The following is a 17,069-nucleotide window of genomic DNA, read 5'->3' on the forward strand; positions in this document are numbered from 1 at the left end:
ACCGTGGTCCGCGACGACCGCGCCGGCTTGGCCGACACGTTCGACAGCCTGCGCGGCGGGTTGGGTCCGGACGTGGTCTGGATGGTCGCCGACGGCGGCTCCACCGACGGGACGGCGGACTGGCTGGACGACCATGCGACGCGGCTGCGCTGGTGGCGCTCGGCCCCCGACTCGGGGCTCTACGACGCGATGAACCACGCGCTGGACGCCGCCCGCGCCGCCGGCTGCGGGCACGCGCTGTTCCTGAACGCCGGCGACCGGCTGGCGGCGGACGACACCGTCGCCATGCTGCTCGCCGCCCTCGACCGCCATCCCGATGCCGCCCTGTTGTACGGCGATGCGCTGGAGCGGCAGGGGGACGGACGTATCCTGTTGAAGCGCGCCCGGTCCCACCGCAGCGCGCCACTGGGCATGTTCACGCACCATCAGGCCATGATCTACCGCCTCGCCCCGCTGCAGGGCCTCCGCTACGACCTGAGGTTTCGGATCGCGGCGGACTATGACTTTACGCTGAAGGCACTTTCGCGCGGAAACGCGGCGAGGTTGCCGTTTCCGCTCTGCCTGTTCGCGCCCGGCGGCCTGTCGCAGCGCGACGCGGTGCGGGGGCGCCGGGAACAGGCGACGGTCCGGCGGCAGCTCCTGGGCCACGGCACGATTCGCGAGGCTTTGATCTCCAACACCCAGCGAGTCGCACTGGCGTTGCGCCTTCACTTCCCCACCGCTTACGCGAAATTACGTTTCCGACGCCCGGAAACTTAATGTCTTTCGCACAACCCCTCCTGCTTCCACCGAAACGGACCATTGATACGCACAAATGGTTGCATAGAATTTACTTTCTGAACTAAGCATTCTCGCGGCGCCTTCCCTCCGGCCTTTCCCTTCGAGGTATGACTTATGAGCGCGACCAAGACCAAACTCGCCCCCGCCCACACTCTGTCGCGCCGCGGCGAAGGACCGAACCCCATCGACATCCACGTCGGCGCCCGTCTGCGGCTCCGTCGCACCCTGCTGGGCCTGAGTCAGGAAAAGCTGGGCGAAGCGGTGGGGATCACCTTCCAGCAGCTCCAGAAGTACGAGCGCGGGTCCAACCGCATCAGCGCCAGCCGCCTGTTCAACCTGTCCCAGGTTCTGGGCGTGCCGGTCAGCTACTTCTTCGACGACATGCCGTCGCCGGATCAGATCACCGCCGAGTCGGCGGTCGAGTCCGCCAGCGAAACCGACGAGTTCGAATCGATGGCCCGGCGCGAGACGCTGGAGCTGGTGCGTGCCTACTACCGGATCGAGGATCCGGGCGTGCGCAAGCGCACCTTCGACCTGCTGAAGGCGCTGGGCGGCGACCGAATCGCGCTGGTCGAGGAATAAGCCCTCAAGTCCGGAGCCGGCGCCGGCCCGTTCGCACGGCTGTGCGCGGCGGCCCGCATCTTGAGCCCGACCTGCCAGTAGTAGAACGCGCGTCCCAACGCGTGGTCCAGCCCGACTGCGCCGTCGAGCAGGCCCAGGCGCAGGACGTAGGCGTGCAGGAAGGCCCACAGCGGGCGGCCCGGCAGGCGCTGAAACAGCCGTTTGAGCAGCCGCCGGTCCACCAGCCGCCCGCCGGCCGGTTCGCCGTCGATCAGCCGGTCCATCCGGCCGTCGGCGCGCAGGACCGCCTCCCAATCGGAATAGCGATTGTGGCGGTCGAACCAGGCCGCCGCCGGTTTGGCGTCGCCATGCTCCATCGGGTGGCGCAGCCGGCCGGTCGTGCCGTCGACCCGTGGCTGGTAATGCCCCTCCACCTCCCACATCGTCGCGACGTCGAGGTCGGGCAGGTCGGGAAAGCGGACGCGCCGGTGATCGACCAGCGCCAGCTTGCGGTTCCAGCAGCCGAAGCGCAGGGCCCGGCCGCGCAGCACCGGCCGGCCGTCGATCCAATAGGCGGCGTGGGTTGGCCCCGCCGCCATCAGCCGGGCGATCTCGTCGACCAGGGCGGGGGTCGGCCGCTCGTCGGCGTCGACGAACAGCACCCAATCACAGAGCCCCTCCGTCGTGGCGGGCAGATGGTCCAGGCACCATTGCTTCTTCTTCGGATAGCGGCCGTCCCACCGGAACGGCACCACCCGCGCCCCCAGGGACCGCGCGATCTCCGGCGTGCCGTCGTCGCTGCCGCTGTCGACCACGACGCGATCGGCGAAGCGGGTCAACGCCGGCAGGCAACGCGGCAGGTTGACCGCCTCGTTGCGGGTCATCACCACGACCGAAACGGGGATGGGCACGGGGATCACGCGACGCCCTCCCCCGCGCTCCGGCCGCGCGGACCGTCATGGCCGCCCCAACCGGCGGGTCGGACCGACAGCGCGAAGGACGCCGCCAGGAGCCCGGCCAACCCGGCCAGCGGCACCACCACCGCCGGGTTCGGCCAATCGGGCAGCGACGCGGCGGTCGGCGGCTGGATCAGGTCGGCGGCAAAGGGCAGATCGACCCCGATCATCATCGCCACCCGTTCCTGATCGAGCAGCAGTTCGCTCAACGCCTGCCGATGCTCGGCCGCCATGACGGCGGAAAGCCGCGTCTTGATGTGCGCGATCTGCGCGGCGCTGCGCCGGGCCGCTTCGGCCCGCAGATGGGCGTCGGTGGCCGCCGCGACCCGCCCCAGCAGGTCGAGCGCCGTCGCCCGGTCGGCGTGGCGCAGGGTGATCCGCCGCATCGGCCCCGACCGCAGCATGTCGACCACCAACCGGTCGCGCAGGGCGCGCGCCACCCGCTCGCCGTCCGGTTCGGTCCAGTCGCCCCGCCCGACCAGGGCCAGCAACGCCCGTTTCACCATCGCCGGCAGCCCGGGCGGCGGACGCCAGCGCCCGGCCTCCGCGTCCCAGCGGTCGGGGAACAGCGCGCGCAGGACGGCGGGGTCGCGCTGCAACGCCTCCGCCACCGGGCCGGCGCCGAACAGTTCCAGATAGCGGGCGTAGTCCGACAGCGATTCGTCGCCGGCGCCGGGCTCCGCCACCGACGAGGCCGTCTCGCGCCCGCTCAGCGTCGGCACCCGCGCGCCCATGGCGGCCGACCCGACCCGCGCCGTCGGGCCGACGATGATCGCCGCGCTGTAGCTCGGCGTCACCAGCCACAGCGCGGCGACGGCCAGCGCCAGCCCGCCAAACCCGCCGGCCAGCAGCCAGCGCCAGCCGCCGCGCAGGACACGAACCAGCGTGCGCAGGTCGCTCTCCCCGCCGGCCGGTGCGACGCGCAGGGTCATGGCACTGGGGGAAACGGCGCCGTCAGGCATGCGGCACCCGGCAAGCCGATGCAGAACAATCGGGCGCGGGGCACTCCGGTGCCGTGCGGCCCGGTGCAATCCATTCCCGGGCAGGCCGCGGACCGTGCCGCCGAACGAGCGACGGCACCAGCTGGGCGAAGGCCACCGCGGCCCGATCGGCGGTCCAGTCGGCGGCACGCTGCGCCGCCCGCTCACCCTCCCGCGCGCAACGGCCGGGGTCGGCGGCGTAGGCGCGGACCGCCTCGGCGATGGCCGCGCCGTCGAACGGATCGATCACCACACCGCAGCCCGCCACCCGCGCCGCGGCCTCGCTGCCGTCCGGGCCCAGGAACAGGCAGGGGCGACCGGCCGCCTGTACGCCGGACAGCTTGCTCGGCACCAGCATCCCCTCGGCGGCCGGGTCCATCGCCACCAGATGCAGATCGGGGGCGGACAGGCTTTCCGCCAGACGCTCGGACGGCTGCCAGGGCAGGCGCCGCAAGTTGCGCAAGCGGCGACGGGCGGCCTCCGCCTCCACCGCGGCGAAGCCGCGCCCGTCGCCGACCAGCAGAAACAGAACGCCGGGGTCGCTGTCCTGGAGGCGGGCGGCGGCGTCGAGCACGCCGTCCATCGGATGGGCAAGCCCGAGCGTGCCCGAATAGGCAACGATGAAGCGGCCGCCCTCCGTCCCCGTCTCCGCCGCCAGAGAGCGGCGGAAGCGGTTGTCGGCGTGGCGCACCGGCATGACCGCCGGATCGGGCCAGTTGGGCAGCACCGTCAGCCGGTCCGCCGGGACGCCCATGTCGGTCAGGCGGTCGCGCATGCAGCGGCCGATGGCGACGATCCCGTCATGGCGGCGCAGCGCCCGGCGCATCGCCCGGGCGGCCAGACCGCGCAACGCCTCCGGCACCCGCACCCCCAGCACCGGCAGCAGGTCGGGGTAGAGGTCGTGGCACCAGTGCAGGGCGGCGGCGCCATGGCGGGCCGCCAGCGTCGGCCCGGCGAGCGCCAGCAGCGGCGGATCGGTCATGGTGACGATCACGTCGTGGCGCGGCAGCCGGACCGCGCGCCAGACCAGCCGACCCAGCGACTCGAGATAGGCGCGGGCGTCCGGCCGCTCCCCTTCCGGAACGGCGCTGCCGGTCCGGTGCACGGTCACGCCCGCCGGGGCGTCCCGGTGCGTTCCATCGGCAATCCCATCCGCGACCACGGTCACTCGCCATCCCGCCGCGGCCAGCCGGCCGCCGAGGTCGGCGAGGCAACGCCCGGTGGCTCCGCGGTCCGGCGGAAACACCCGGTTGACGAACAGGATCGACGGGGCTGCGAGCGACACGGCGCACCAGAGCGTGAATTGCACGCGAAAGTATGATCAAGCCTCAGGAGCGCGACAACCCTTTCCTGCATTCCGACGCCAGAAGCAACAGCGACAAGACGACGCCGGTGTCGAGATACTTGAAGCTGGTGTGCAGCCCCAGCGCCATCAGCAGCGGCGGCACCACGGCGAAGGCCAGCGGCGGATCCAGGGCCAGCAGACGGCGCCAGGGCCGGACCAGCAGCGTGCCGAGATAGGCGACCAGCGCCAGCGTGCCGAGCAGCCCGGTCTTCAGCAGGCTGTAGCTGGCCAGCGTGTGGGTGTAGCCGACGCGCCAGCCACCAACCGCCGGGTTGGCGATACGAGCCCCCCAGCCGTCGCCGAGCAGCAGCGTCCAGGGCGAGGCGGTGACATGGTCGATGACCGCCACCGCCTCATCCCATCGGGCGTTGACGCCGGTCAGCCGGGTTTTTTCCGCCGCCTGCTGCCATGCGCCGACCAGCGCGTCGCCGGCCACCAGGGTGGCCAGCCCGAGACCGAGGGCGACCGGCACCGCCAGCCAGGGCCGCCGCCGCACCCACCACAGCGCCGTCATCGCCAGCGACAGCGCCGCCAGCCCCAGCGCCGTCCGGTGCACCGCGCCAGCCAGCGCACCAAGGCACAGCGCGCCGCCGACCGTGCAGAGCGGCACCCCGATCCAGCGCCCCAGCCACACCCAGCGGCCGGTCCCGCCGCCGGCGACCAGCGTGATGGCCAGCGCCGGCAGCGCCACCGCGGCGAACAGCACCGACGGCGCGTTCAGCAGATAGGCGTCGCCGTCGGCCATCGCCCGCGCACCAACGGCGCCGAACCCCCACCGCACCTGATCCCACCAGCGCACCGCCAGCAGCAACCCAGCCAGCGCCAGCCCAGCCGCCAGCCCGCGCACGCCGGACGGGCCGGCGCGGCGCAGCGCCGGCACCAGCAGCAACGGCAGGAACAGGTAGAGCAGCGGGACGACGTCGCGCAGAATCTCCACGCCATCGGCACCGACCGCCGCCCCGCGCAGCAGCGGCACCCACAGCAGCCACGCCAGCGCGGCAACGGCGACCGGTCGGTCGACCGCCTCCCCCTGCTCCGGCGATTCCGCGCGCAACGCGTGGCCGGTGATGACGGCCAGCGGCCAACGCCAACCGACCGCCAGCGCCAGCAGCGCGCCGATGGCGGCCTCCGCCCAGCCCAGCGCCGGCGGCGCCGGCACGCTGAAGCCGCCATAGAGCAAAAGCGCCAGCGGCGGCGCCCACACCGCGATCGCCGACGGGCGGCGGGATGGTTCGCCGGCCATCAGCATGGCGACGCACCGTCCGCCGCTCTGCTACGGCCCGGCGGCGAGCCGGTCAGGCCCAGCGCTGCTCGGCGCGGTCGAGGCGGTAGAACAGCCCCTCCTGCGGGTTCAGGCGCAGGGTGCCGGCGAGGGTCAGCGGCTCCTGCGTCGCGGCCAGCGGGATCTGGCTGTGGACGTGGATCATGCTCGACGGGCCGGGCTTCTGGCAGGCCGGGCAGCCCATCGGGTTGGCCGACAGGATGAAGCGGTTGTGCGACGCCCCGTCCGACAGCGGGATCATGAAGCCGCGAACCGTCACCGGCCGGCCGTCCAGCGCCGACACCCTGGTCGGAAATTCCGGGTCGCCGGCAAGGCCGCCCAGCCGCACGGCACCCAGGTCGCGCCACAGGGCGGTGGTGTCGTCCAGCGGCAGGTGGAACGGGCCGGCCGGATGGGTCGGCACCTCCGCCGCGCCGGCGGCCCAGACCGCCCAGCCGGCGACGGGGGCGAGCGCAAGCGGCAACAACAGCTGGCGCCGACCGGGCATGGTCGGGCCGAACCGGGTGGAGGTGGTCATGGTCGCTTCTCCCCTGCTGCGTTGTTCTCTCACCGGGGCTGCGAACAGGTGGCGCCGTGTGTTGCAGAACGCTTTCGGCCGGTCGCCGGGGGACAGCTTGATCCGGTGCGGGGCGCCGCCTTCTAGGGGGCGGTCGCCGATTGCGCGGAAGTCTCCGGCAAGGGGCGCCGATGGTCAACCGGCAAATCGGCGCGTTCGGATAACCCGACCGGCGCCGACGGACAGGTTCGTCGCCGGGCCGGTCACCGGATCGACGCACAACTGCAATCTGTTTGACGGGATGCCGCACGGCGCTCCATAGTCCAAACGCTGTCTGTGCCGCACCGCACACAGATCCGCGCCAGCCGTTCCGGTGACGAGACGAGCCATGGAATCCATACGCTTCCAGCCGGGCGAAACCCCGGTTCTGCTCAGCATTCCGCATGTCGGGACCATGATTCCGCCGGACATCGCCGCGACGATGACGGATGCGGGGCTGGCGCAGCCCGACGTCGACCGGCATCTGGACCGGTTGTATCATTTCGCTCCGGCGCTCGGAATCGGTTTCCTGACGTCGCTGTGTTCGCGCTACGTCGTCGACCTCAACCGCGATCCCGACGGCAACCGCTCCCACCCCGGCATCGACCCCACCGAGATCTGCCCGCTCACCACCTTCGACCACTCCCCGGTCTACCAGCCGGGGCGGGAACCCGACCAGGCCGAGATCGAACGGCGGGTCGGCGCCTATTGGCGGCCCTATCACGACCAGCTGGGCCGCGAGCTGCGGGCCCTGCGCGACCGGTTCGGCGTCGCCATCCTGTTCGACGCCCATTCGGTGCGCCGTCAGGTTCCGCGCTTCTTCGACGGCACGCTGCCCGACTTCAACCTGGGCACCGGCGACGGCCGCAGCGCCGCCCAGTCGCTGGTCGTCCGGCTGATGAACGTCCTGTCGGCGTCGGAACACTATTCGGCGGCGCTGAACGGCCGCCTGCGCGGCGGCTACATCATCCGAAGCTATGGCCACCCGGACGAGAACATCCACGCCATCCAGCTGGAGCTGACCCAGTCCACCTACATGGACGAGGACGCGCCCTACGGCTTCCGCCCCGACCGCGCCGCCGAAGTCCGCCCCTCGCTGGAGCGGCTGATGAGCGTGATCGTCGAATGGTCGTGGGAAAAAGCCAGCGGCCGGCGCCGGGCCGGGTATCTGTAAAAGCCCCCCTCGCAGAAAGAGAGGCCCCTCCCCGTTGCCGGGGAAGGGCCCGAAGAACGGCCTGATCGGGGATGGATCAGATCTGGCCGCGCTCGCTGGCCTGACGCATCAGGACATACTGGCGCATCATCTGGTTGCGGAAGCGGTAGCGCTCCAGCCCCGGCTCGATCACCGGAGCCAGCACGCCGCCATGGTCTTCGCGCACCAGCCGCTTCAGCAGGTCGAGCGTGGCGGCGCTGGGCGGCACGCCGTCCTCGCCCGCCAGATCGACCGGGTCGAAGGTGCCGTAGGCATCGGCCGGGCACAGCGCCGCGGCCAGCAGCGCGTCCTCCAGCTCGGTCCGGCGGTCGGCGGCCAGCGCGCGGGCATAGCTGTCGACGATGCCGCGTTCGGCCTCCTGCAGACAACGGGCAACGGCGTAGGCGAGGTCGGGGCGTTCCACCAGCTTGCTGCCCCGGCTGACCGCGCTGCGCGCCGCGTGCAACCCGAGAAGCTGGGCGTAGTACGGCAGACCACGCACGAACTCGGCGATGCGCCGCACCACGTCGGGCGCGAACTCGATCCCGGCGTTCTGGGCGCCGGCCTGGATCAGCCGGCCGATCTCCTGGTCGGTCATCAGCGGCAGATGCACCGGCACCAGCGAGCGCTGGATCGACGGGTGCTTGCCGAGCAGCTGGTCGAGATTCTCGGCGACGCCGACCACCAGCAGGGTCACCGGGATGGAGCTGTCGGTCAGGTTCTTGAACAGCTCCGCCAGCTTGTTGCGGAAATCCTCGTCGGTGACGCGGTCATACTCGTCGAGGATCAGCAGCACATGGGTGGCGTGGATGCCGGCCAGCACCTCGTTCAGCTCGGTGACACTGAAGGTGCCATCCGGCAGCAGCTCGTTGAAGCTGGCGAAGTTGCGCCGCGCCGCGAACGGGTTGTCGAGCGCCGAGCGGTAGTAGGTCGACGGGATCTTCTTCAGGAAATGGCGGAAGATCTCCTCGAAGCTCAGCTCGCCGCTGCAGGTCAGCTTCAGCGACAGGTAGCCGGCCTGCCCGGCGATCTTCTCGATGGCGTTGGCGACCGACGTCTTGCCGCGCCCACGGTCGCCGTAGAGGATGACGTGCGCCCGCTCCTCCTCGATGGCGGAGATGATGCGGCGCAGCGTGTCGTTCCGGCCGATGAACAGGCCGTTCAACTGCTGCTTCGGCCGCGTCGGCGTGAAGGCCTCGCGCAACAGCCCGTTCAGCTCCGGCGTCAGACCCTTCAGCATGGCCGGGGCGTTGCCGCCACCGACACCGGCACGATAGCCGCCGTTCACCGTCATGGTGAAGCGCGGCAGCTCGAACTCACCCTCGGCGTCGCGGCCACCGGGCTGCGGGAACATCAGGCCGCGGCGGTCGCCGGTGGCGTCGCCGTCGATGATGTCGGGCGGCGGCGGTGCCGCCGGACCACGCATCGCCTCGAACCCGCCGCGAGCGCCGTCGATCGGCCGCAGATGGGACCCCACCGGCCGGCCGAAGCCGGGCGCGTTGGGAAAGCCGGTGTTGGACGGAGCGGGGCCGGCCATGCCTGGGCCGGCCATGCCTGGACCGCCCTGAAGCGGCGCGTTGTAAGCCTGGTTGTTGTGCAGCGGCCCGCCATGCACGGGACCGCCATGAGCCGGCGCGGCGGCCAGACCATTGCCGGTGATGCCGCCGCCGAGGCCAACGCCTCCGGCCGCCGGCATCCGCTCGTCCGTTTCGGCGGCCGAGCGACGCTTTCGAAAGAAATTCCGCATCCGTCCCAATCCCCACGCGTTGTCGGCGTTCGCGGAACCGGACCCGTTTCGGCTTCTCGGGTGGGCCAGGGTCGGTTCCGCGTGTTCCCGATGTAAGCGCTGAGCCGGCCGGGGTGGCCTGGGATTTCGGATATCATACCGACGCGGCATCCCCCATCCGGGGATCTCTTCCGAAGGAGGCATCCCCCTCCGCCCGCCGGACCATCTCCGCATCGCCGGGCATCGCCCGCCCCTGGGCGGGTCAGCCCATCAGGATCGGGCCGACGGTCGCCCAGCCGTAGAGAACGGCCAGGAAGAATGCCAGGGTCATGCACTCGCGCAGGAAAGCCAGAACCGACATGCCAACCTCCATCGTTCGTGTCTTGTTCCAACATACCTAACAGAACGCATGGAGAACGGCAACGCCTACGTTCGTTATACGTTCTTCTTGTGGTCCCGCATGTTCTCCTCCGCGCACAGATCGCAAAGCTTGAACATCACATAATGTCGTGATGCGGCGTATGGGCACAGCCAGGGAAGCGGACCGGAAACAGCCGGTGGCGCGACGGCAACGCGTCGAGCGGACGGGTCAGACCGGGTCGGGGTCGTCGTAGCGGATCAGGTCGGTCCAGGCGCGTTCCAACCGCCGCAGCGTGCGGTAGGTGGTTTCGAAATCGGCGCCGTCGGTGTCGGAGCGCAACAGGCTGTCGGCGCGCATCGCCTCCAGCCGCTTCAGCGCCTCGCAGGTGGCCAGCCCCTGGTCGGACAGCCTCAGCCGGGCGGCCCGGCGGTCGCGCTGCGAGGCGGTGCGGTCGACATAGCCGGCCTCCACCAGATGCTTCAGATTGTAGGAGGCGTTGGAGCCGAGATAATAGCCGCGTTCCAGCAGGTCGCGGACCGACAACTCCTCGCCGCCGATGTGCAACAGCATCAGCGCCTGGGTCGGGCTGAGGTCGGTCACGCCGACTCGGGCCAGTTCCATCCGCAGCACGTCGAGGAAGCGCCGGGTGATGCTTTCCATGACGCGGCCAAGGTCGGTGTAGACCGCCGGGATCGCCACACTCTGCTGCATGCTCATCGTTCCTATCGCCCGTTCCTATCGCCGTCGGCCGGCCGCGGCGGCGCATGGCCGCGATGCGGACCGGCAGGACATGGGGGGAGCGGCGCCAACCCGGCGCCCTCCCCAATCCAATCCTTTAAGGCCTGTGACGATGAGCGGATTTTGAAACGAATTGGAGGGACAAACTTGAGACGCTAACCCTTTCGGTGTTTCTCGGAGACAGTCCAATGCGGTCGGGCGGCAAGCCGGAACGTTCCGGACCCGGTACTACAGCGTCCCGGCGAAGGCCCCGCCGTCCAGCAGCATGTTCTGCCCGGTCATGTAGCCGGCCTGCGCCGAGCACAGGAAGGCGCAGGCGGCACCGAACTCCTCCGGATCGCCGAACCGTCCGGACGGGTTGCCCTTGCGGCGCACCTCCAATTCCTCGTCGATGGTCCGGCCGGCGGCCTTGGCGCCGCCCTCCATCGTCATGCGCAGGCGGTCGGTCTCGAAGGGGCCGGGCAGCAGGTTGTTGATGGTGACGTTGTGCCTCACCGTCTGGCGCGACAGGCCGGCGACGAAACCGGTCAGCCCGGTCCGCGCCCCGTTCGACAGCCCCAGGATCGGGATCGGCGCCTTCACCGCGGCGGAGGTGATGTTGACGATGCGGCCGAACCGCCGGCCGATCATGCCGTCCACCGTCGCCTTGATCAGGAAGATCGGCGCCAGCATGTTGGCGTCCAGCGCGCGGATCCAGTCGTCGCGGTCCCAGTCGTGGAAGTCGCCCGGCGGCGGCCCGCCGGCGTTGTTGACCAGGATGTCGGGCTCCGGGCAGGCGGCGAGCGCCGCAGCCCGCCCCTCCTCCGTCGCGATGTCGCCGACCGCGGTGGTGACGGTCACGCCGGTGGCGGCGCGGATCTCCGCCGCGGTGGCCTCCAGCGCGTCGGCGCTGCGGGCGGTCAGCGTCACATGCACCCCTTCACGGGCCAGCGCAAAGGCGCAGGCGCGGCCCAGCCCCTTGCTGGCGCCGCAGACGATGGCGTGCCGGCCGGCGATTCCCAGATCCATGATTGTCCCTTTCCCTCCCTATGGTCAGCGGGTCGTTTTGCTGCCGGATCGTTGCAGGTCCGCAAGGACCTCGCGCGCCAGCGGCACCGTCACCCCACGATGCGCGGCGAGCGAGGCGTGGTCGAGCGCCGCCACCAGCCGGCGGGCGAAATCCAGCGAGCGCTCCATCCGCGCCAGCAGATAGGTGATGACCTCCAGCCCCGGCCGCAACTGGCGGTCGGCGAACAGCTTGACCAGCACCGCGGCGAGCAGCGCGTCGTCGGGCGGCCGCACCTCCACCGCCGGGGCGCCCTTGATGCGCGACCGCAGGTCGGCCAGCCGGGCCCGCCAGCGCGACGGCGCCTTGCGCGACAGCAGCAGCAGATGGCCGTTCTGCTCGCGGGCGAGGTTGTAGAGGTGGAACAGCGCCTCCTCCCGCGCCGGGTGACCGGCGACTCGGTCGGCCTCCTCGACCACCACGGCGTTGGCGGCGGCGAGCAGCCCCGGCAGGTCCGCCTTGTCGAGCGCGTCACCACCGGTGACCACGGCGCGGCTGCGGGCGCGCCAGACCTGGGCGAGGTGGGTCTTGCCGCAGCCGGCGGGACCATGGACGGTCAGCGCCGGGGCCGGCCAGGACGGCCAGCGGTCGAGCCACGCCACCGCGTCGGCGTTGCTGGGCGCCACGAGGAAATCCTCGCAGCCCATCGCCGTCCGGTGGCCGAGGTCGAGCGGTATCTGCGCCGGCAAGCTCATGCGGACACACCCATCAGCGTTCCGCGTCGATGCCGCGGTAGTACGGGCTTGAGAGATACTGGCGCAACGCGAAGCGGGTCAACACGCCGATCACCGCTGCCACCGGCACCGCCAGCAGCACACCGACGAAACCGAACAGGCTGCCGCCCGCCAGCAACGCGAACATCACCCACACCGCGTGCAGCCCGACCTTGTCGCCGACCAGCTTGGGCGTCAGGACGTTGCCTTCCATCGCCTGCCCGAACAGGAAGACGCCGATGACGATGGCGACCCGCCAGAACTCGTCGAACTGCAACAGGGCCAGCCCGGTGCTGGCGACAAAGCCGAACAGGCTGCCGACATAGGGAATGAAGGACAGAAGCCCGGCGACCAAGCCGATCACCAACCCAAAATCCAGCCCGGCCGCCGACAGCGCCAGGGCGTAGAACACGCCCAGCACGACGCAGACCGTCGCCTGCCCGCGCACGAAGCCGGACAGGGTGACGTTCACCTGCCGCGCCTGCTCGCGCACCGTCTCGACGTGCTGGCGCGGCAGCCAGCCGTCGACCTTCGCCACCATCACGTCCCAGTCGCGCATCATGTAGAAGGCGACGATCGGCGTGATGAACATCAGCGTCACGATGTCGAACAGCGCCAGACCACCCGACAGGATCCGCGTCACCACCCGGCCGACCAGCCCGGCCACCTCGCCGGCGTAGCTGCCGGCGGCGGCGCGCAGCCGCTCCACGTCGTCCGGTGGCAGCCGGTGGATCAGCCGGTCGAGCGCCGGGATCAGCCGCTCCTTCACCACCGTGGCGTAGCTCGGCAGAACCTCCAGCAGATGCGACACCTGCCCCTGCACCAGGGGCAGCAGCAGCAGCGACATCAGCACCAGCACCAGCAGGAAGGACAGCAGCACCAGCGTGGTGCCGAGCCAGCGCGGCAACCCCAGCGCCTCCAGCCGGTCGACCATCGGGTCGAGCAGATAGGCGATCGCCAGCCCGACCACGAAGGGCAGCAGCATGTCGGCCAGCAGCCACAGCGCCAGGATGAACAGCCCCAGCCCGATCAGCCAGAACCGCAGCTGCTTGGCCGACGTCACGAAACGCCACCCAGCCGGTTGAACAGCAGCGCCCCCCGCCGGGCGTAGGCGAGGCCGGAGGCCACCGTCGTCGCCGTGCAGGCGTAGACCAGCGCCTCCACCAGCTCCCAGCCGAACAGGTGGATCTGCGGCAGGCCCAGCGCCGGCGGCGCCAGCACCGCGGCGGCAAGCGCGATCTGCACCACCGTGTTCACCTTGCTGATGTAGAGCGGCTGCATCGCCAGCGTCTCCTTCAGGGTGAACAGCAGGATGACGCCGCCGATGATCATGATGTCGCGGAACACCACCATCATCGCCAGCCACAGCGGGATCGCGCCGACCCAGGCCAGCGCCACATAGACGCCGACGATCAGCGCCTTGTCGGCCAGCGGGTCGAGATAGCCGCCCAGCACGGTGCGCGCCCGGAACATCCGGGCGATGGCGCCGTCCAGCGCGTCGGACAGACCGGCGGCGACGAACAGGGCGAAGGCCCATTCCATGTTGCCGATCAGGATCATGTACATCGCCGCGGGAACCGCAACGATGCGCAGGAAGGTGATGATGTTGGGAACGCTCACGGCACGCTCTTGCCCGGCAGCGTTCCCAGATTGCGCGGCGCGGCGCCCATCACGCCGGTCGCCGGCGCGGTGGCCATCGGATCGGACGGCGCCAGGGCGCCCGGAGCGGTGCTGCCACCGCCGGGGGCCACGGCGCCCGTGGCCGAGGCGCCCGACCCGCGCGGCAGCAGCGTCAGTTGCCAGTCGGCACCGCCGGTCGCGGCGGCCACCGGCACCGGTGCGCCCGGATAGGCGCCCTGCAGCGGAGCCGACCCGCCGGCCCGCGTCAGGCCGAGGTCGTTGCGGCCCAGCGCCTGGGCCAGTTGGTCGGGCTCGCCGCGGTGGGTCAGGCTGACCAGCGCCTCGCTGCGGCTGATCGACAGCAGGGTGCTGCGCGACACGGCGTTGACGCCGGCCAGCCGCTTGCGCGTCTCGACCCAGTCGTTCACCGCGGTCAGCGGCACGCGGACCAGCGTCGTCTGCTCCGGCCCGGTCGGGGTGGTGTGCTCGCGCCGCCAGGAATCGTCGAGCTGGTTGCCGACCGCGGCGACGGCGCGGGTCAGCAGGTCGCCGGCGGTGCCACCGCCCTTCACCTGGACGGTCTGGCTGTCGCGCGTGCCGTCCAGCCCATAGCGGGTGACGTCCACCGTCAGGCCGCGCGCCGGATCGGCGCCGGCCGCCGGCAGCTCGGTGCGGGCGACGACGACGCCGCCGGCCTTGTAGCGCTGGGCCATGCGGGCGATGGCGTCGGCGTTGCCGCTCACCGCGTCGGCGGCGCCGATCGCCTGGGCGTCGGCCAGCTCGCCGTCCGGCACCACCAGCGGCACCAGCGAGGCGGCGGGCTGCCGCGCCTCCCACGCCTCGCGCCAGGGGGTGCGGTCCTCCCACAGGATGGTGCGGCCGTCGGTCATCGTCACCGGCAGCACGACGAAGGGACGGGCCGGCGGTTCCACATACTGCGCGGTGCCGCCACCCTGGCCCAGCGCGTCGCGCACGGCGTTGGGGCGGAAGCGCACGGTGATGGAGCCGACATAGCGGGTGGCCGACACCTTCTCGTCGTCGATCTCGAAGCCCTGGACCAGCCGCGCGACATCGTTGTCCGACAGGCGCGGCGGGTTGCCGCCACCGGGGACGAGACGCCGGTACAGCTCCGCCCACGCCTTGGCCTGCGCCTCGCGGATCGCCTGGTCGCGGACCGTCGTCGGGTTGGAGCCGTTGATGTCGACCGTCACGCCGGACACGGCGAACGCGTCGGCCGAGGACGGGGTGGCGGCGGAGGTGGCGGCGGCCGGCGGCGGGGAACCGGTCTGCGCGAACACCGGCCCGGCCGTCGAGACGGCGAGAACGGCGGACATGGCAGCAAGACCGGCGAGGAGCGGCGCGCGGCGGCGGTGGAGCATTGCAAAGCCTTCCGATTCGAGTATGTTCGGCCCGAGCCCAAGGCCCGGTATATAGCTCAGCCCAAGCGAGGATACCATCAGCACCCAGTCCTATAACATGTCCGACGCCTACAAGCAGGCCGGTGTGGACATCGACGCTGGCAACGCGCTTGTCGAAGCGATCAAGCCCCTTGCCCGTTCCACCGCGCGTTCCGGCTCCGACGCGGGCCTGGGCGGTTTCGGCGCGCTGTTCGATCTGCGCGCCGCCGGCTACCAGGATCCGCTTCTGGTCGCGACGACCGATGGCGTCGGCACCAAGCTGAAGGTGGCGATTCTCGCCAACCGGCACGACACGGTCGGCATCGACCTGGTGGCGATGTGCGTCAACGATCTGGTCGTCCAGGGCGCCGAGCCGTTGCTGTTCCTGGATTATTACGCCACCGGAAAGCTTGACGTCACCGCCGGCCGCGCCATTGTCGCCGGCATCGCCGAAGGCTGCCGTCAGGCCGGCTGCGCGCTGGTCGGCGGCGAGACCGCCGAGATGCCGGGCATGTATTCGGATGGCGACTACGATCTCGCCGGCTTCTCGGTCGGTGCGGTGGAACGCCAGCACGCCCTGACCGGCTCGACCGTCCAGGCCGGCGACGTGGTGCTCGGCCTCGCTTCGACCGGCGTGCATTCCAATGGCTATTCGCTGGTGCGCAAGCTGGTGGAGAAGTCCGGCCTCGGCTACGACTCCGCCTGCCCGTGGGACGCGTCAAAGACCCTGGGCGAGGCGCTGCTGACCCCCACCCGCATCTATGTGAAGAGCACGCTGGCGGCGGTGCGCGCCGGCACGGTGCGGGCGCTGGCCCACATCACCGGCGGTGGCCTGATCGAGAACATTCCGCGCGTCCTGCCGGACGGGCTGGGTGTCGCGCTCGACGCCGCGACCTGGACCCTGCCCCCGGTGTTCTCCTGGCTGATGAAGACCGGCGGCATCGCGCCCTACGAGATGGCCCGCACCTTCAACGTCGGCCTCGGCATGGTCGTGGTGGTTCCGGCCGACAAGGCCGACGAGGCGGCCCGGATCCTGCGCGAGGGTGGCGAGACGGTCTACACCGTCGGCACCGTCACCGCGCTGAAGGACGGCGACGCCCGCGTCACCGTGGCCGGCATGGACGCGGCCTGGGCGTCGTAAGGGACCGCGTAAAAAGGGTCGGGTGATGGGTAAGTTGAAGCTCGGCGTCCTGATTTCCGGACGCGGCAGCAATCTGCAGGCGTTGATCGACGCCTGCGCCGCGCCGGACTTCCCGGCCGAGATCGCGCTGGTGCTGTCGAACAAGGCCGACGCCTTCGGCCTGGAACGAGCCGCCAAGGCCGGGATTTCCACCGCGGTGGTCGGCCACCGCGACTTTCCCGGCGACAAGCCCGCCTTCGAAGCGGCGATGGACGCGACCTTGAGGGAGGCCGGTGTCGAGCTGGTCTGCCTCGCCGGCTTCATGCGCATCCTGTCGGAATGGTTCGTCGGGCGCTGGCAGGATCGGTTGATCAACATCCACCCGTCGCTGCTGCCCTCCTTCAAGGGGCTGGACACGCATGAGCGGGCGCTGGCCACCGGCGTCCGTTTCCACGGCTGCACCGTGCATTACGTGCGGCCGGCGATGGACGACGGCCCCATCGTCGCCCAGGCCGCCGTGCCGGTCCTGCCCGGCGACGACGCCCACCGGCTGTCCGAGCGCGTGCTCGAGTCGGAGCACCGGCTCTACCCCCACGCCGTCCGTTTGATCGCCGAGGGCCGCGCCCGTGTCGACGGCGACCGGGTGCGGATCGAGGGACCGGCGCCGGAACTGGCGTCCGTCATCAACCCACCGCTCTGAGCGCTCCGCGTCTCCGAC

The 17,069-nt window shown here is 71.1% G+C and carries 17 protein-coding genes; 5 read left to right on the plus strand and 12 right to left on the minus strand.

What is annotated here, in order from left to right:
* Together TSO352_RS05960 and TSO352_RS05965 are read left to right on the plus strand one after the other, a co-directional pair.
* Window positions 1-759 (plus strand): glycosyltransferase (locus TSO352_RS05960; protein WP_109106694.1); only part of this gene is annotated, 759 nt, incomplete at its 5' end.
* Between the two features lie 135 nt (window positions 760-894).
* Window positions 895-1,362: a helix-turn-helix transcriptional regulator gene (locus tag TSO352_RS05965; protein WP_109106391.1), complete on the plus strand. Its 468-nt coding sequence runs from the start codon at window positions 895-897 to the stop codon at window positions 1,360-1,362.
* Here the strand turns inward: TSO352_RS05965 and TSO352_RS05970 are convergent.
* The 5 genes from TSO352_RS05970 to TSO352_RS05990 are packed head-to-tail and all read right to left on the minus strand — an operon-like array spanning window position 1,272 to window position 6,421.
* Window positions 1,272-2,261, minus strand: a complete 990-nt coding sequence (locus TSO352_RS05970) for a glycosyltransferase family 2 protein (protein WP_247871915.1) — start codon at window positions 2,259-2,261, stop codon at window positions 1,272-1,274. The genes TSO352_RS05965 and TSO352_RS05970 overlap by 91 nt on opposite strands.
* Window positions 2,258-3,259 (minus strand): hypothetical protein, encoded by a 1,002-nt coding sequence (locus TSO352_RS05975; protein ID WP_247871916.1) that lies wholly within the window; start codon window positions 3,257-3,259, stop codon window positions 2,258-2,260. The genes TSO352_RS05970 and TSO352_RS05975 overlap by 4 nt, the downstream gene beginning before the upstream one ends.
* Window positions 3,252-4,586 carry a glycosyltransferase family 4 protein gene (locus TSO352_RS05980; protein ID WP_109106392.1) on the minus strand — a complete coding sequence of 445 codons (1,335 nt, stop codon included), beginning with the start codon at window positions 4,584-4,586 and terminating at the stop codon, window positions 3,252-3,254. Before TSO352_RS05980 ends, TSO352_RS05975 begins: the two co-directional genes overlap by 8 nt.
* Window positions 4,587-4,605: 19 nt before the next feature.
* Window positions 4,606-5,871: a hypothetical protein gene (locus TSO352_RS05985; RefSeq protein ID WP_247871917.1), complete on the minus strand. Its 1,266-nt coding sequence runs from the start codon at window positions 5,869-5,871 to the stop codon at window positions 4,606-4,608.
* 46 nt (window positions 5,872-5,917) lie between these two features.
* On the minus strand, window positions 5,918-6,421 hold the full coding sequence (locus TSO352_RS05990) for a DUF3299 domain-containing protein (protein ID WP_109106393.1): 504 nt from the start codon (window positions 6,419-6,421) through the stop codon (window positions 5,918-5,920).
* Window positions 6,422-6,788: 367 nt separating this feature from the next.
* On the opposite strand from TSO352_RS05990, the gene hutG reads away from it, so the two are divergent.
* The gene (gene hutG, locus TSO352_RS05995; RefSeq protein ID WP_109106394.1) at window positions 6,789-7,613 is read left to right on the plus strand and encodes an N-formylglutamate deformylase; all 825 of its coding nucleotides are present in this window, start codon (window positions 6,789-6,791) and stop codon (window positions 7,611-7,613) included.
* A 76-nt stretch (window positions 7,614-7,689) separates the two neighbouring features.
* Here the strand turns inward: hutG and TSO352_RS06000 are convergent, their stop codons facing one another.
* From TSO352_RS06000 to TSO352_RS06030, 7 genes are all read right to left on the minus strand, one after another.
* Window positions 7,690-9,327, minus strand: coding sequence for an ATP-binding protein (locus TSO352_RS06000; RefSeq protein ID WP_247871918.1), 1,638 nt, complete (start codon window positions 9,325-9,327; stop codon window positions 7,690-7,692).
* Between the two features lie 619 nt (window positions 9,328-9,946).
* On the minus strand, window positions 9,947-10,429 hold the full coding sequence (locus tag TSO352_RS06005) for a MarR family transcriptional regulator (protein ID WP_247871919.1): 483 nt from the start codon (window positions 10,427-10,429) through the stop codon (window positions 9,947-9,949).
* A 255-nt stretch (window positions 10,430-10,684) separates the two neighbouring features.
* On the minus strand, window positions 10,685-11,464 hold the full coding sequence (locus TSO352_RS06010) for an SDR family oxidoreductase (protein ID WP_109106396.1): 780 nt from the start codon (window positions 11,462-11,464) through the stop codon (window positions 10,685-10,687).
* A gap of 24 nt (window positions 11,465-11,488) precedes the next feature.
* Complete coding sequence (locus tag TSO352_RS06015; RefSeq protein ID WP_109106397.1) at window positions 11,489-12,196, minus strand: DnaA/Hda family protein; 708 nt, start codon at window positions 12,194-12,196, stop codon at window positions 11,489-11,491.
* A gap of 13 nt (window positions 12,197-12,209) precedes the next feature.
* Complete coding sequence (locus TSO352_RS06020; protein WP_109106398.1) at window positions 12,210-13,277, minus strand: AI-2E family transporter; 1,068 nt, start codon at window positions 13,275-13,277, stop codon at window positions 12,210-12,212.
* Window positions 13,274-13,834, minus strand: coding sequence for a CDP-alcohol phosphatidyltransferase family protein (locus tag TSO352_RS06025; protein WP_109106399.1), 561 nt, complete (start codon window positions 13,832-13,834; stop codon window positions 13,274-13,276). The genes TSO352_RS06020 and TSO352_RS06025 overlap by 4 nt, the downstream gene beginning before the upstream one ends.
* On the minus strand, window positions 13,831-15,168 hold the full coding sequence (locus TSO352_RS06030) for a DUF2066 domain-containing protein (RefSeq protein ID WP_247871920.1): 1,338 nt from the start codon (window positions 15,166-15,168) through the stop codon (window positions 13,831-13,833). The genes TSO352_RS06025 and TSO352_RS06030 overlap by 4 nt, the downstream gene beginning before the upstream one ends.
* 142 nt (window positions 15,169-15,310) lie before the next feature.
* Between TSO352_RS06030 and purM the strand changes: the two genes are divergently transcribed.
* Both purM and purN read left to right on the plus strand, forming a co-directional pair.
* Window positions 15,311-16,372, plus strand: a complete 1,062-nt coding sequence (gene purM / locus TSO352_RS06035) for a phosphoribosylformylglycinamidine cyclo-ligase (protein ID WP_109106401.1) — start codon at window positions 15,311-15,313, stop codon at window positions 16,370-16,372.
* 25 nt (window positions 16,373-16,397) lie between these two features.
* Window positions 16,398-17,051, plus strand: a complete 654-nt coding sequence (gene purN / locus TSO352_RS06040; protein ID WP_109106402.1) for a phosphoribosylglycinamide formyltransferase — start codon at window positions 16,398-16,400, stop codon at window positions 17,049-17,051.
* Window positions 17,052-17,069: the final 18 nt, after the last annotated feature.

Source organism: Azospirillum sp. TSO35-2 (genome assembly GCF_003116095.1).
GTDB lineage: Bacteria > Pseudomonadota > Alphaproteobacteria > Azospirillales > Azospirillaceae > Azospirillum.